The sequence below is a fragment of the Aeromicrobium alkaliterrae genome (assembly GCF_039529015.1).
GTDB lineage: Bacteria > Actinomycetota > Actinomycetes > Propionibacteriales > Nocardioidaceae > Aeromicrobium > Aeromicrobium alkaliterrae.
Window position 1 is genome coordinate 1,095,021 of record NZ_BAAAME010000002.1, and the last position, 12,909, is coordinate 1,107,929.

Sequence of the window (12,909 nt, forward strand, 5' to 3'; positions counted from 1 at the left end):
GGCCGACCTGCGCGCCGCTGCGGCGCGAGGCGTCCGCCGCGCTCCCAAGGGCTCGGTCGCGGTCGCCCTGCACCCGGCCAGCATCGAGGAGACCGTGGCGGTCGCCGAGGGCGTGCGCCTGGGTCGCTACCGCTACACGGCCTACCAGACCCCGTCGTCGGACTCCCCCGTCCCGGCGCCCAACGAGCACGTCGTGCTGAGCTCGTTCGCGCGTCAGTCGGCCGCGTCGCGCGCGGTCGAGGACGCCGCGGTCGTGACCGACGCCGTGGCCCAGGCCCGCGACTGGGTCAACACCCCGCCCGGCGACCTGCGTCCGCCGACCTTCGCCGACGCCATCGCCGACCTGGCTGCCAGCGTCGCCGGCACCGCGGTCAAGGTCGACGTCTGGGACGAGAAGCGTCTGGCGAAGGAGCGCTGCGGCGGCATCCTGGCCGTGGGTCGTGGCTCGGAGACCCCGCCCCGCCTCGTCACCCTCACCTACGCCCCCCGCGGCGCCAAGCAGCACCTCGCGCTGGTCGGCAAGGGCATCACGTTCGACTCCGGCGGACTGTCGATCAAGTCCGGCCCCGGCATGTCGACGATGAAGATCGACATGGCCGGCGCGGCGGCCGTCGTCACCGCGACGCTCGCGATCGCCAAGCTCGGCCTGCCGATCAAGGTCACGGCGTACGCGTGCCTCGCGGAGAACATGCCCAGCGGCACCGCCACCCGCCCCGGTGACGTCCTGTCGATGCGCAGCGGCGCGACCGTCGAGGTGCTCAACACCGACGCCGAGGGCCGTCTGGTCCTGGCCGACGGGCTCTCGCTGGCCACCGAGGCCACGCCCGACCTCGTCGTCGACGTCGCGACCCTGACCGGCGCGTGCGTCGTCGCGCTCGGCGAGCGCACGAGCGGCATCCTCGGCAGCGACGACGCCACGATCGCGCGGCTCTCCTCGGCCGCCGGCACGGCAGGCGAGCCGATGTGGCCGCTGCCGATCCCGACCGAGATCGGGGCCGCGGTCAAGACCTCGAAGATCGCCGACCTGCGTCAGCACAACCCGAAGCCGTACGGCGGCACGCTGTTCGCGGCCGCCTTCCTGCGCGAGTTCGTCGGCGAGACGCCCTGGGCCCATCTCGACATCGCCGGCCCGTCCTTCAACGACGGTGCCGCCTACGGCGAGATTCCCAACGGCGGCACGGGCGTCGCGGTCCGCACCCTGGTGCAGCTCGCGCGCGACCTCGTCGGCTGACCTGACCGCATCACTTGGTCGCCGACAAGCAGGCACGGACCACACGGCGGGGCCGGGACCGGCGATGATGCATTTGGGCAGCCGGAGCAACCGAAAAGCATCGTTCCCGGTCCGGCGCCAGCGAGCGTCGATGCACGAGGGCTCCCCGCGCTACCCCGATGCATCATCGGCGGTCACCGGACGGTGAGCCGGACCCGGCTGGGTCGTCCATGCCGCTTGTCCCCCGCCCCGCAGGGCGGGCAGCAGACGCGCAGCGCGGAAACGCCTAGCTGTCGAGCCCCAGGGCTCGCGCGGCGCTCTCGACCTTGTCCCACGCGTCGCGCTTGCCGCCGGTGCGATCGGGGTGCGCCTTGGAGCGGGCCTGGCGCCACAGGTGCACGAGCTCCTCGCGCGAGGCGTCGTCGGCGAGCGGGTCGACGCCGGCGATGACCTCGAGGGTCATGACGGCGTTCTTCTCCGCCGGGGTCAGCGCCGGGGCCGGCTTGAGGTTCACCGTGGCCCGGGCCGTGGGGTTGAGCCGCTGGCGCTGGTCGTAGTCGCGCATGCGCTGCGGGTAGCCGACCCGGTTGGTGTCGTAGACGGGGATCTCGAGCTTGCGGGCCAGGTCGGCGGCGGCCTTGGCCGACGGGATGCGGCGACGCGTCCACTCGCCGTCGCTCGCGACGAGCACGACGGTGATCTGCGTGACCGACGTCGCCGGCTCCACGAACGCCTCCACGCCGGACCTCGACCGGGCGAACTCCCGGAGGTGGTCCAGGTCCGCGCGACTTGCGTCACGGTCCGACACAGCGGCGCCCGATGCCGTTCGCGAGGCCTTGCGCCTGCTCAACCAACCCATGGCAGACAGTGTGCCGGACGAGCGGTCGAGAAGTGACTCCGGAGTAGGTGGGAGAGGCCTCCAGCCCCCTCGCGCACGGTCACCGACGGAGTGCAAAGATGGCTGTCAGGTGAGTGATCACCACCAGACGACGACGCTTCAACGGAGGACATCGTGGCGGACGCCCCGAACGGCCCTGGCACCTACGACATCGTGATCCTGGGCGGCGGGAGCGGCGGTTACGCCGCGGCCCTGCGGGCCAGCCAGCTGGGGCTGACGGTGGCCCTGGTCGAGAAGGGCAAGCTGGGCGGCACGTGCCTGCACAACGGCTGCATCCCGACCAAGGCGCTGCTGCACGCCGCCGAGGTCGCCGACGCGGCCCGCGAGTCCGAGACGTTCGGCGTCAAGGCCTCCCTCGAGGGCATCGACATGAAGGGCGTCAACGCCTTCAAGGACGGCGTCGTCGAGCGCCTCTACAAGGGACTGCAGGGCCTGCTGAAGTCGTCCAAGACCCTCACGATCGTCGAGGGCGAGGGCAAGCTCGTCTCCACCGACAGCAATGGCGGCGGCACGGTCGAGGTGGGCGGCGAGAAGTACACCGGCAAGAACGTGATCCTCGCGACCGGCTCCACCGCTCGCACGCTGGGGCTCGAGATCGGCGGGCGCATCGTCACCTCCGACGAGGCCCTCACGATGACCGAGGTCCCCGAGCGGGTCGTCATCATCGGCGGCTCCGTGATCGGCGTCGAGTTCGCCAGCGTCTGGAAGTCGTTCGGCGCCGACGTCACGATCATCGAGGGCCTCAAGACCCTGGTGCCGCTGGAGGACCCGTCGCTGAGCAAGCAGCTCGAGCGGGCCTTCCGCAAGCGCAAGATCGCGTTCAAGACCGGCGTGAAGTTCAAGGGCGTCGAGCAGACCGACAACGGTGCCACCGTGACGCTCGAGAACGGCGACACGATCGAGACCGACCTGGTGCTCGTCGCCGTGGGCCGTGGCCCGCGCAGCGAGGGCATGGGCTTCGAGGAGGCCGGCGTCACGGTCGACCGCGGCTGGGTCCCCACGAACGAGCGCCTCGCGACCAACGTCAAGGGCGTCTTCGCCGTCGGCGACCTGGTGCCCGGCCTGCAGCTCGCGCACCGTGGCTTCGCCCACGGCATCTTCGTGGCCGAGGAGATCGCTGGCCTGAACCCGCAGCCCGTCATCGACTCCGGCATCCCGCGCGTCACCTACTGCGAGCCCGAGATCGCCTCGGTCGGCATCACCGAGCCGCAGGCCAAGGAGAAGTTCGGCGACGACAACGTCGAGATCGTCGAGTACAACCTCGGCGGCAACGGCAAGAGCCAGATCCTGCAGACCGCGGGCAGCGTCAAGCTGGTGCGCGAGAAGGACGGCCCCATCGTGGGCGTCCACATGGTCGGCACGCGCCTCGGCGAGCAGGTCGGTGAGGCATCGCTCATCGTGAACTGGGAGGCGTACCCCGAGGACGTCGCGCAGTTCATCCACGCGCACCCCACCCAGAACGAGTCCCTCGGCGAGGCCGCACTGGCTCTGGCCGGCAAGCCCCTCCACTCCCACGCCTGAGCGGCAGAAGGAACAGATCATGGCTACCGAAGTCACCCTGCCCGCCCTGGGCGAGAGCGTCACCGAAGGCACCGTCACCACGTGGCTCAAGGCCGTCGGCGACACCGTCGAGGTCGACGAGCCCCTGCTCGAGATCTCCACCGACAAGGTCGACACCGAGATCCCCTCCCCCGTCGCGGGCACGCTGCTCGAGATCAAGGCCGCTGAGGACGACACCGTCGAGGTCGGCGCGATCCTGGCGATCATCGGCGACGCCGACGAGTCCGGCAGCGACGACGCCCCGTCCGAGGAGCCGGCCGAGCCCGAGGAGACCGAGGACGCTGCGGTCGAGAAGGCCGACGAGCCCGAGGAGAAGGCCGAGGAGCCGGAGGAGCCCACGCAGTCGCCGACCACGGACGACGAGCCGGCCGAGGCACCCAAGGCCGAGGCCCAGCCCGCCACCGGCAACACCGACGGCACGTCCGTCACGCTGCCGGCGCTCGGCGAGAGCGTCACCGAGGGCACGGTCACCCAGTGGCTCAAGGCCGTCGGCGACACCGTCGAGGTCGACGAGCCCCTGCTCGAGATCTCCACCGACAAGGTCGACACCGAGATCCCGTCGCCCGTCGCGGGCACGCTGCTCGAGATCAAGGTCGCCGAGGACGAGACCGTCGAGGTCGGCGCCGAGCTCGCGATCATCGGCTCCGGCGACGCCGCCCCGGCCGAGGGGAAGTCCGAGGACACGGCCCCCGAGCCGGAGCCCGAGGAGACCCAGCCCGAGAAGGCCGCAGAGCCGGAGCCGAAGGCCGAGGAGAAGGCCCCGGAGCCCGAGCCGGAGCCGAAGGCCGAGGAGAAGGCGCCTGAGCCTGCGAAGGCCGAGGAGAAGCCGGCTGCGTCCGGCTCCAGCAACGAGGGCGAGGGCTACGTGACGCCCATCGTCCGCAAGCTCGCCAAGGAGCACGGCGTCGACCTGTCCACCGTGACGGGGTCCGGCGTCGGTGGCCGCATCCGCAAGGCCGACGTGCTGGAGGCCGCCGAGAAGGCGAAGTCCGCAGCGCCGGCCGCCGAGGAGAAGGCCGCCCCGGCCGCCTCCGCGCCCAAGGCCGCCGCTCCCGAGCCGTCCGCCCTGCGCGGCAAGACCGAGAGCCTCTCGCGCCTGCGCAAGGTCATCGCCTCGCGCATGGTCGAGTCGCTGCAGATCTCGGCCCAGCTCACGCAGGTCCACGAGGTCGACGTCACCGAGGTCGCACGTCTGCGGAACAAGCACAAGAACGCGTTCTCCGAGCGCGAGGGCGTCAAGCTGACGTTCCTGCCGTTCTTCGCCAAGGCCGCCGTCGAGGCGCTCAAGGCGTACCCGCAGCTCAACGCGGCGCTCGACGTCGAGGCGGGCACGGTCACGTACCCCGACGGCGAGCACCTCTCGATCGCGGTCGACACCGAGCGTGGTCTGCTCGCGCCGACCATCCGCGACGCGGGCGACCTGTCGATCGCGGGCCTGGCCCGCAAGATCGCCGACGTCGCCGAGCGCACGCGCACCAACAAGATCAAGCCCGACGAGCTGTCCGGCGGCACGTTCTCGATCACGAACCTCGGCAGCAACGGGGCTCTGTTCGACACGCCGATCATCAACCAGCCGCAGGTCGCGATCCTGGGTGTCGGCGCGGTCGTCAAGCGTCCGGTCGTCACCACCGACGAGCAGGGCAACGACAGCATCTCGGTGCGCAGCATGGCGTACCTCGCGCTGACGTACGACCACCGCATCATCGACGGCGCCGACGCGGGTCGCTTCCTGCAGGCGGTCAAGGCCCGGCTCCAGGCCGGCCAGTTCGAGGCCGAGCTCGGGTCCTGACCCATGACTGACGCGCTGCGAGTCGTCGTCGGGGGAGCTTCCGGCTTCCTCGGCGGCCCGCTCGTCGACGAGCTGCGTGACCGCGGACATGCGGTCACGCGGCTCGTCCGCGGATCGGCGCACGACGCCGACGCGTCGCTCTGGGACCCGTACGGGTCCGATCTCGACCAGCGGTTGATCGACGACGCCGACGTCGTGATCAACCTCAGCGGCGCCCCGATCCAGCGGTGGCCCCGCACGGCGAAGTACCAGCAGGAGATCCTGAGGTCCCGCATCGCCGCGACCTCCACGCTCGCTCGGGCCGTGGCCCGCTCGAAGCGGCCCGCGGCGCTCCTGTCGGCCTCCGGCATGTCGTACTACGGCGCCGACCGCGGCGACACGTTGCTGCCGGAGTCGGAGTCGGCCGGCGACGGGTTCCTGGCCTCGGTCTCCCAGCAGTGGGAGGCCGCCACCGAGCCGGCCGTCACGGCGGGCGCCCGGGTGTGCTTCCTGCGCACCTCGCTCGTGCTCGACGAGTCCGGCGGTGCCCTGAAGCTCATGGCCATCCCGTTCCGGCGGTACGGCGGGGCCGTTCTCGGCTCGGGCGACCAGTACATGTCCTACATCTCGCGCGTCGACTGGGTGCGCGCCGTCGCCCACCTGGCCGAGACGGATGTCGCCGGGCCGGTCAACCTGGCCAACGCCGACCCGGTCACGAACCGCCAGTTCACCCGCGCCCTGGCCGAGGCCGTCGACGCGAAGGCGTTCCTCAAGGCCCCCGCTCCCGTGCTCAAGCTGGCCCTCGGTGGCCTGTCCGACGAGCTGCTGGGCTCGCTCCGGCTCGAGCCCCGCGCCCTGTCGCAGTCCGGCTTCAGCTTCGAGACCCCCGACATCGCCTCGACCCTGAAGCGCGGCCTCAAGCCCTGACCCCACCCCGGTGGTTGCGGTGCGACGGCGCTCTAGCGCCTGAGCCTCGAAACCCTGGTCACCATTCGCGTCGAACCAACCACGGTTTCGAGGCTCGCGCCGCAGGCGGCACTCGCACCTCAACCACCCGTGGCGGGCGAGCCGCCGGCGTAGCGCCACTGGCCGTCGACGTCCTGGATCACGACGGTGCGCCGCGACCAGTCGTCGCGCGGCAGTGCCGTGGACAGGCCGACGTCGTCGATCGCGCGCGTCGGAGCCAGCCGGTCGACGACCTCGAGCACCACGCGACCGCCGCTGTCGTCGACGACGACGCACGAGCCGATGACGAGCATCGCCGACTCCAGCACGAGGCCGCGACCGTTCCACTGCTGCAGGACGGCGACCTCGGACGCGGCGGCGGCCTCGTCGACGAACAGCGTCGTGAGCTCATCGGCGGAGCCGCTGCTGATCGCCGCACTGCGGTGCAGGTCGAGCGTCGCGAGGTCGAGGCACGCGGGTCCGCCGCCGGCAGCGCCGAGCAGCGAGACCAGGTAGGCAGCCGCCGTGACACCCCAGGGATCCATGCGCCCGAGCCTGCGCGCTGGGCCAGCCGGTGCCAAACCGTTGTCCACAGGACAGGCGTAGGCTGGTCGCGTGAGCGAGCTGCTGGTGCGTGACGACTGGTTCGGTGAGAACGCCCTCGACTACCAGGAGGCGTGGGACCTGCAGCGCGCGCTGCTCGACCAGCGGGCCGCCGAGGAGATCGGCGACACCGCCCTGTTCCTCGAGCACCCGCCGACCTACACCGCCGGCCGACGCACCGAGCCGCACGAGCGGCCGCAGGACGGCTCCCCCGTCATCGACGTCGACCGCGGCGGCAAGATCACCTTCCACGGCCCCGGCCAGCTGGTCGGATATCCCATCACGAAGCTCCCGTCGCACGTCCTGGTCGTCGACTACGTGCGCCGCGTCGAGGAGGCCCTGATCCGCGCCGTCGCCGACCTCGGGGTCGCGGCCGGGCGCGTCGAGGGACGGTCCGGCGTGTGGCTGGCCGCCGCACGGGGCCGGCCCGAGCGCAAGATCGCCGCGATCGGCATCCGCGTCTCGCGCGGCATCACGATGCACGGCTTCAGCCTGAACGCCGACATCGACCTGGCCTGGTACGACCGGTTCGTGCCGTGCGGCATCGCCGATGCCGGGGTCACGACGCTCTCGGCCGAGCTGGGGCGCGACGTCACCGTGCCCGAGGCTGCGGCCGCCGTGCGCCCGCACCTCGTGGAGCTGCTGGCCTGGGAGCCGTACGTGTCGAGCCCCGACATCGGCCGTGAGCACGAGCACCTCACGGTGCCCGTGCTCACTCCGACGACGCCGTAGGTCGGTCGGCCGAGAGGCCCGCCGACGTCAGTCGGCCGAGAGGCTGAGCGCCTCGCGGTACCCGAGCTTGTTGCCCGTGCGCAGCAGCGAGCGCTCGTAGATCCGGACGCCGAGCTTGACCAGCAGCGCAGCCGCGATGATCGTGCCGCCGATCGCGACGCCCAGCTGCCACACGGGCACGGTCTCGGTCGCGAGGCGCATCGGCATCACCATGGTGGCCGAGATCGGGATCATCGAGAACACCTCGGTCATGGTGTCGTTGCCCATGAACACGGCCAGGTAGGGCACGAACAGCAGGCCCTGGATGGGCAGGGTCGTGGAGTTGATGTCCTGCACCCGCGCTGCCAGCGAGCCGGCCACGGCCCACAGGGTCGCCATCGCGATGAAGCCCAGCAGGAACAGCACCAGGAACCACACGAGCGACCAGCCCACGTCGCCGAGGAAGTCGGTCTCCCCCATCGCCAGGGCGGCGCCGACTCCGGCCACCACCACCAGGACCACCTGGCCGAGGGCGAGTGCGGTGTTGCCCGCGATCTTGCCCCACAGCAGGGCCCGGATGGGCACCGCAGCGGCGAGGATCTCGACGACGCGGCTCTCCTTCTCCTGGGTCACGCTCTGCGCGATCTGCAGGCCGAAGATCATGACGGTGAGCAGGAACAGGATGACCATGACGGTCGCGACCGCGTAGCGGCCCCCGTCGTCCTCCGGAGCAGGTTCCAGCACGCTGGTGGTGGCCGTGGTGCCGGCGCTCAGCTCGCTCAGGTCGACGTCGAGCTGCGCGGCGTTGGCCTGCAGCACGGTCTCCGACACGGCGGCCGTGAGCGCCTGCTCCGTCGTGCTGTCGACCTCGGTCAGCCCGATGATGCGGAAGCCGCCGTCGTCGGCCGGGACCAGGGCAGCGTCGACCTTCTCGTCCCGGACCGCAGCCTCGGCCTCGTCGGCCGTGTTGTACTCCTGGGCCTCGAAGGAGGTGTTGTCGCTCGTGGCGATCGCTCCGCCGTCGGCGGTCTGGACGATCGCGGAGGCCTCGGGGCCGACGACCGCGATGTCGCTCGTGCTGGCGCGGCCCGACAGCAGCGAGGCCGCCACGACCGCGCCCGCGACGAGCACCACGGTGACGAGGACACCGATGATGAAGGACTTCTCGCGGACGCGCGTCGAGATCTCGCGCTCGGCGACGAGGCGCCAGGCGCCGCGTGCGGGGGTGGACGTGCTCATCGGATGACCTCCCGGAAGATCTCGGACAGGGGCTGGCGTGCTCGGCTGACCTCGACGATCGGACCTCGCTCGACCGCGGCGCGCGTCAGCTCGGTCGGCGTCAGGCCGTCGAGGTCGACCAGGGCGGTCGAGCCGTCGACGTCGCGCACCTCGATGCCGCGCAGGTCGCGCAGCCAGGCGGCGTCGCTGCCGTCCATGACGACGCGGTAGCGGTCGGCGCCCTGGCCGCGCAGCTCCTCGACCGGCCCGTAGGCGACCAGACGGCCGCCGGAGAGGATCACGAGGTCGTCGCAGAGGCGCTCGACGAGGTCGAGCTGGTGGCTCGAGAACAGCAGGGGAAGGTCCTTGGCCTCGCGGCGCAGGAGGTCGACCATCGCGTCGACCGCCAGCGGGTCGAGGCCGCTGAACGGCTCGTCGAGCACGAGGGCGGCCGGCCGGTGGATCAGCGCGGCGGCGATCTGGATGCGCTGCTGGTTGCCCAGCGAGAGGTCGTCGAGCAGGTCGTCCGCCCGGTCGACGATGCCGAAGTGCTCGAGCAGGTCATCGGCCCGAGACGCGGCGTCGGTGCGGCTGAAGCCGTGCAGGCGGGCGAAGTAGACGAGCTGCTCGCGGATGCGCATGCGAGGGTAGAGGCCGCGCTCCTCGGGCATGTACCCGAAGGTGCGGCGGGTCTCGGGGGTGATCGGCTCACCGTTCCAGCGCACCTCCCCCGCGCTGGGGGCGAGCACGCCCATGATCATCCGCATCGTGGTGGTCTTGCCGGCGCCGTTGGCGCCCACGAAACCGGTCATGCGGCCGGGTCGGACCTGGAAGCTCACGTCGTCGACGGCGAGATGGTCACCGAACTGACGACTGAGGGAGGAGACGTCGATCATGGCTCCACGCTAGGCGGAACGCGACCGTGTCGCATCGGCCACGAGGACGGTTCCGGAGGTCGCCCGTGACGCCGATTTACCTCATCCCTGCGACGGAGACGCCGCAGACGAACGGTGGCCGACCGGTGGTGGAGGACGGCGCTAGTCCATCAGCCCCGAGCGGTAGGCCGTGATGACGGCCTGCACCCGGTCGCGGGCGTCGAGCTTGGCCAGGACGTGCGAGACGTGCGACTTCACCGTCGCGGGGCTGACGAACAGCGCCTGCGCGATCTCGGCGTTGCTCATCCCCTTCGCCATCGCGACCAGCACGTCGCGCTCGCGCTCGGTCAGGTCGTCCAGACGCGGGTCGGCGGCCTGCTGACCGCGGGCCGAGCGGGCGATGACGCGCTCGGTGACCTCGGGCGCCAGGAGCGAGTGCCCACCGGCGGCGAGCCGGATCGCGCTGATCAGGTCGTCGGCGGGGCAGTTCTTGAGCAGGAACCCGCTGGCGCCCGCGTCGAGGGCGTCGAACAGGTACTGGTCGTCGTCGAAGGTCGTCAGGATCACGACCCGGGTCTCGGGGTGCGTCTCGACGACCGACCGCGTGGCCTCGATGCCGTCGACGTCGGGCATCTGCACGTCCATCAGGACCACGTCGGGACGCAGCTCGGCGACCTTCGCGACCGCCTCACGGCCGTCCTTGGCCTCGCCGATGACCTCGATGTCGTCCTCGACCCCGAGGATCATCGCGAACCCCTTGCGGATGAGGTCCTGGTCGTCGACCAGCAGGACCGTCGTCATGTCGTCTCCCTCATGTGGTCTCCCGTGGTGCTCGCACGCGGACGCGATACCCGCCGTGCGGTCGGTTGCCGATCTCGAGCTGTCCGCCGAGCATCGCGGCCCGCTCGCGGATACCGGTCAGGCCGAAGCCGCCGTGGTCCGCGGCTGCCTGCGTCGCGTCGTTCGCGCCGACGCCGTCGTCGACGACCTCGACCTCGACGAAGTCCTCGAGGTAGCGCAGCGTCACCAGGACGCGCTTGGCACGAGCGTGGCGCCGCGCGTTCGTGACGGCCTCCTGGGCCACCCGGTACAGGTTGAGCGAGATCGTCGCGTCGACGTCGCGCCGGTCCCCCACGATCTCGACCTCGACCCGTGGGCTGCCGCTGGAGTCGGCCAGGGTGAGCAGGTCGCACAGTCCGGGCTGTGGCTCGCGCGACGAGTCCTCGTCGGTCTCGCGGAGCAGCCCCACGAGCTGGTGCATCTGCGCGACCGCCTGCCGCGACGCGGCCTCGATCGTCTCGAGGGCGTCGGCCGCACGGGCCGGGTCGCGGTCGAGCACGCGCCGCGCGCCGGTGGCCTGGATCCCCATGCCGCTGACGTGGTGGGCGACGACGTCGTGCAAATCCCGCGCGATGCGCACCCGCTCGGCCTGGACGGCTTGCCGTCGCTCGACGAGCTGGCGGCCGCGCTCACGCTCGAACTGCGCCTCGAGCAGGGCCCGGCGGCGGGCGCTCATCCAGGCCGCCTGTCCCCAGGCGATCGCACCGAAGAAGTAGATGACGTTGATCGCGAGCGAGTAGACGATCACCGCCACGTCACGCGGCAGCAGGAACGTCACGTCCCCGGCGGGCGGCAGCGCGTCGGGCCGCGTGAAGCTCCACGCCAGGTAGCTGAACATCCCGACCAGCACGACGACCGTCGTCGCGTACAGGGCCCGCGGGCGACGCGACCACGCCCACGCGGCGTAGAGGGCGGCGAACAGGGTCATCTGGATCGTGAAGACGATCGCGAGGTCGGTGAAGCGTTCGCCGATCACGATGAACGTCGCGGACTCGAGCAGCAGCACCACCAGGGGGAACCGGCGTCGCAGGCCCAGGAGCGCACCGGCCGCGGCGAACCAGAGGTACGACTCGTTGCCGTGCTCCGGCTCGGCGATGCCGGCCGCGCTGCGGAACACCGCGAGCGAGGCGACCGAGAGCACCGCCAGGGCCACCCCGAGCAGCAGGTCGACGCGCAGCTGACGGGGCGTCGGAGCAGGGCGCTGCCAGTCGCGCGTCAGCCAGGTCACACCCAAACCCTACGGGCTTCGGGCCCCGCGGCCCGGCTGGCCCACAGGCGTACAGTGGACCGCGTGACCATCGCACCTGACGGACGCAAGATGCTGCGACTCGAGGTCCGCAACGCGGAGACCCCGATCGAGAAGAAGCCCGAGTGGATCAAGACCCGCGCGAAGATGGGTCCTGAGTACTCCGAGCTCATGGGGCTGGTGAAGGGCGAGGGCCTGCACACGGTGTGTCAGGAGGCCGGTTGTCCCAACATCTACGAGTGCTGGGAGGACCGCGAGGCCACGTTCCTCATCGGCGGCGAGCAGTGCACGCGCCGGTGCGACTTCTGCCAGATCGACACCGGCAAGCCGTCCGCGCTGGATCGTGACGAGCCGCGTCGCGTGGCCGAGAGCGTGCAGAAGATGCAGCTGCGCTACTCGACCATCACCGGTGTCGCGCGCGACGACCTGCCCGACGGTGGCGCCTGGCTCTACGCCGAGACGGTCCGCAAGATCCACGAGCTCAACCCGGACACCGGTGTCGAGAACCTGATCCCCGACTTCAACGGCATCCCCGAGCTGCTGACCGAGGTGTTCGAGTCCCGCCCGGAGGTCCTGGCTCACAACCTCGAGACGGTGCCGCGCATCTTCAAGCGCATCCGTCCGGCGTTCCGCTACGAGCGCTCGCTCGACGTCCTGACCCAGGCCCGTGACTTCGGCCTGGTCACCAAGAGCAACCTGATCCTCGGCATGGGCGAGACCCGCGAAGAGGTCTCCGAGGCGCTGCGCGACCTGCACGAGGCCGGCTGCGACCTCATCACCATCACCCAGTACCTGCGGCCCTCCAAGCGCCACCACCCCGTCGAGCGGTGGGTCAAGCCCGAGGAGTTCGTCGAGCTGTCCCAGGAGGCCACCGACATCGGCTTCGCCGGCGTCATGTCCGGCCCCCTGGTCCGCTCCTCGTACCGCGCCGGCCGCCTCTACCAGCAGGCCATCGAGGCCCGCGAGGCCGCCAGCGCCTGACCGCCACCACCGGTGGTCGAGAGGTTTCGAGGCTCGCGCGCCAGAGCGCACTCG

At 71.3% G+C, this 12,909-nt stretch carries 12 protein-coding genes; 6 read left to right on the forward strand and 6 right to left on the reverse strand.

The annotated features are described in order from the left end of the window. Positions 1-1,231 (forward strand): leucyl aminopeptidase (locus ABD127_RS06525; protein WP_344198964.1); only part of this gene is annotated, 1,231 nt, incomplete at its 5' end. Positions 1,232-1,496: 265 nt separating this feature from the next. Here the strand turns inward: ABD127_RS06525 and ABD127_RS06530 are convergent. Further along, positions 1,497-1,949 carry a hypothetical protein gene (locus tag ABD127_RS06530; RefSeq protein WP_344198966.1) on the reverse strand — a complete coding sequence of 151 codons (453 nt, stop codon included), beginning with the start codon at positions 1,947-1,949 and terminating at the stop codon, positions 1,497-1,499. A gap of 273 nt (positions 1,950-2,222) precedes the next feature. Here ABD127_RS06530 and lpdA point away from each other — a divergent pair, with 273 nt between their 5' ends. Genes lpdA through ABD127_RS06545 form a run of 3 tightly spaced genes read left to right on the forward strand, consistent with a single transcriptional unit; the run spans position 2,223 to position 6,363 of the window. Then, positions 2,223-3,629: a dihydrolipoyl dehydrogenase gene (gene lpdA / locus ABD127_RS06535; RefSeq protein ID WP_344198968.1), complete on the forward strand. Its 1,407-nt coding sequence runs from the start codon at positions 2,223-2,225 to the stop codon at positions 3,627-3,629. A gap of 19 nt (positions 3,630-3,648) precedes the next feature. Beyond that, the gene (gene sucB, locus ABD127_RS06540) at positions 3,649-5,457 is read left to right on the forward strand and encodes a 2-oxoglutarate dehydrogenase, E2 component, dihydrolipoamide succinyltransferase (RefSeq protein ID WP_344198970.1); all 1,809 of its coding nucleotides are present in this window, start codon (positions 3,649-3,651) and stop codon (positions 5,455-5,457) included. Positions 5,458-5,460: 3 nt separating this feature from the next. Beyond that, positions 5,461-6,363, forward strand: a complete 903-nt coding sequence (locus ABD127_RS06545; RefSeq protein ID WP_344198972.1) for a TIGR01777 family oxidoreductase — start codon at positions 5,461-5,463, stop codon at positions 6,361-6,363. Between the two features lie 119 nt (positions 6,364-6,482). On the opposite strand, the gene ABD127_RS06550 is transcribed toward ABD127_RS06545, so the two are convergent. Further along, positions 6,483-6,926, reverse strand: a complete 444-nt coding sequence (locus ABD127_RS06550; protein WP_344198974.1) for a hypothetical protein — start codon at positions 6,924-6,926, stop codon at positions 6,483-6,485. Between the two features lie 70 nt (positions 6,927-6,996). Between ABD127_RS06550 and lipB the strand changes: the two genes are divergently transcribed. Next, positions 6,997-7,716 carry a lipoyl(octanoyl) transferase LipB gene (lipB, locus tag ABD127_RS06555; RefSeq protein ID WP_344198976.1) on the forward strand — a complete coding sequence of 240 codons (720 nt, stop codon included), beginning with the start codon at positions 6,997-6,999 and terminating at the stop codon, positions 7,714-7,716. Between the two features lie 27 nt (positions 7,717-7,743). Here the strand turns inward: lipB and ABD127_RS06560 are convergent, their stop codons facing one another. The 4 genes from ABD127_RS06560 to ABD127_RS06575 all read right to left on the reverse strand — a co-directional run bounded on the left by ABD127_RS06560 (position 7,744) and on the right by ABD127_RS06575 (position 11,856). Then, positions 7,744-8,934, reverse strand: coding sequence for an ABC transporter permease (locus ABD127_RS06560; protein WP_344198978.1), 1,191 nt, complete (start codon positions 8,932-8,934; stop codon positions 7,744-7,746). Beyond that, positions 8,931-9,809, reverse strand: a complete 879-nt coding sequence (locus tag ABD127_RS06565; protein ID WP_344198980.1) for an ABC transporter ATP-binding protein — start codon at positions 9,807-9,809, stop codon at positions 8,931-8,933. Before ABD127_RS06565 ends, ABD127_RS06560 begins: the two co-directional genes overlap by 4 nt. Positions 9,810-9,950: 141 nt before the next feature. Then, the gene (locus ABD127_RS06570) at positions 9,951-10,589 is read right to left on the reverse strand and encodes a response regulator (RefSeq protein WP_344198982.1); all 639 of its coding nucleotides are present in this window, start codon (positions 10,587-10,589) and stop codon (positions 9,951-9,953) included. A gap of 10 nt (positions 10,590-10,599) precedes the next feature. Then, positions 10,600-11,856 carry a sensor histidine kinase gene (locus tag ABD127_RS06575; RefSeq protein WP_344198984.1) on the reverse strand — a complete coding sequence of 419 codons (1,257 nt, stop codon included), beginning with the start codon at positions 11,854-11,856 and terminating at the stop codon, positions 10,600-10,602. Positions 11,857-11,946: 90 nt separating this feature from the next. Between ABD127_RS06575 and lipA the strand changes: the two genes are divergently transcribed. Then, a complete protein-coding gene (lipA, locus tag ABD127_RS06580) occupies positions 11,947-12,855 on the forward strand; it encodes a lipoyl synthase (RefSeq protein WP_344199431.1) in 909 nt (302 codons plus the stop codon). The last annotated feature ends 54 nt before the right edge of the window (positions 12,856-12,909 follow it).

Coding starts and splice junctions, on each gene's coding strand:
- sucB (WP_344198970.1), top strand. CDS start 3,649: ATGGCTACCGAAGTCACCCTGCCCGCCCTGGGCGAGAGCGTCACCGAA.
- ABD127_RS06545 (WP_344198972.1), top strand. CDS start 5,461: ATGACTGACGCGCTGCGAGTCGTCGTCGGGGGAGCTTCCGGCTTCCTC.
- ABD127_RS06550 (WP_344198974.1), bottom strand. CDS start 6,926: ATGGATCCCTGGGGTGTCACGGCGGCTGCCTACCTGGTCTCGCTGCTC.
- ABD127_RS06560 (WP_344198978.1), bottom strand. CDS start 8,934: ATGAGCACGTCCACCCCCGCACGCGGCGCCTGGCGCCTCGTCGCCGAG.
- ABD127_RS06565 (WP_344198980.1), bottom strand. CDS start 9,809: ATGATCGACGTCTCCTCCCTCAGTCGTCAGTTCGGTGACCATCTCGCC.
- ABD127_RS06570 (WP_344198982.1), bottom strand. CDS start 10,589: ATGACGACGGTCCTGCTGGTCGACGACCAGGACCTCATCCGCAAGGGG.
- lipA (WP_344199431.1), top strand. CDS start 11,947: ATGCTGCGACTCGAGGTCCGCAACGCGGAGACCCCGATCGAGAAGAAG.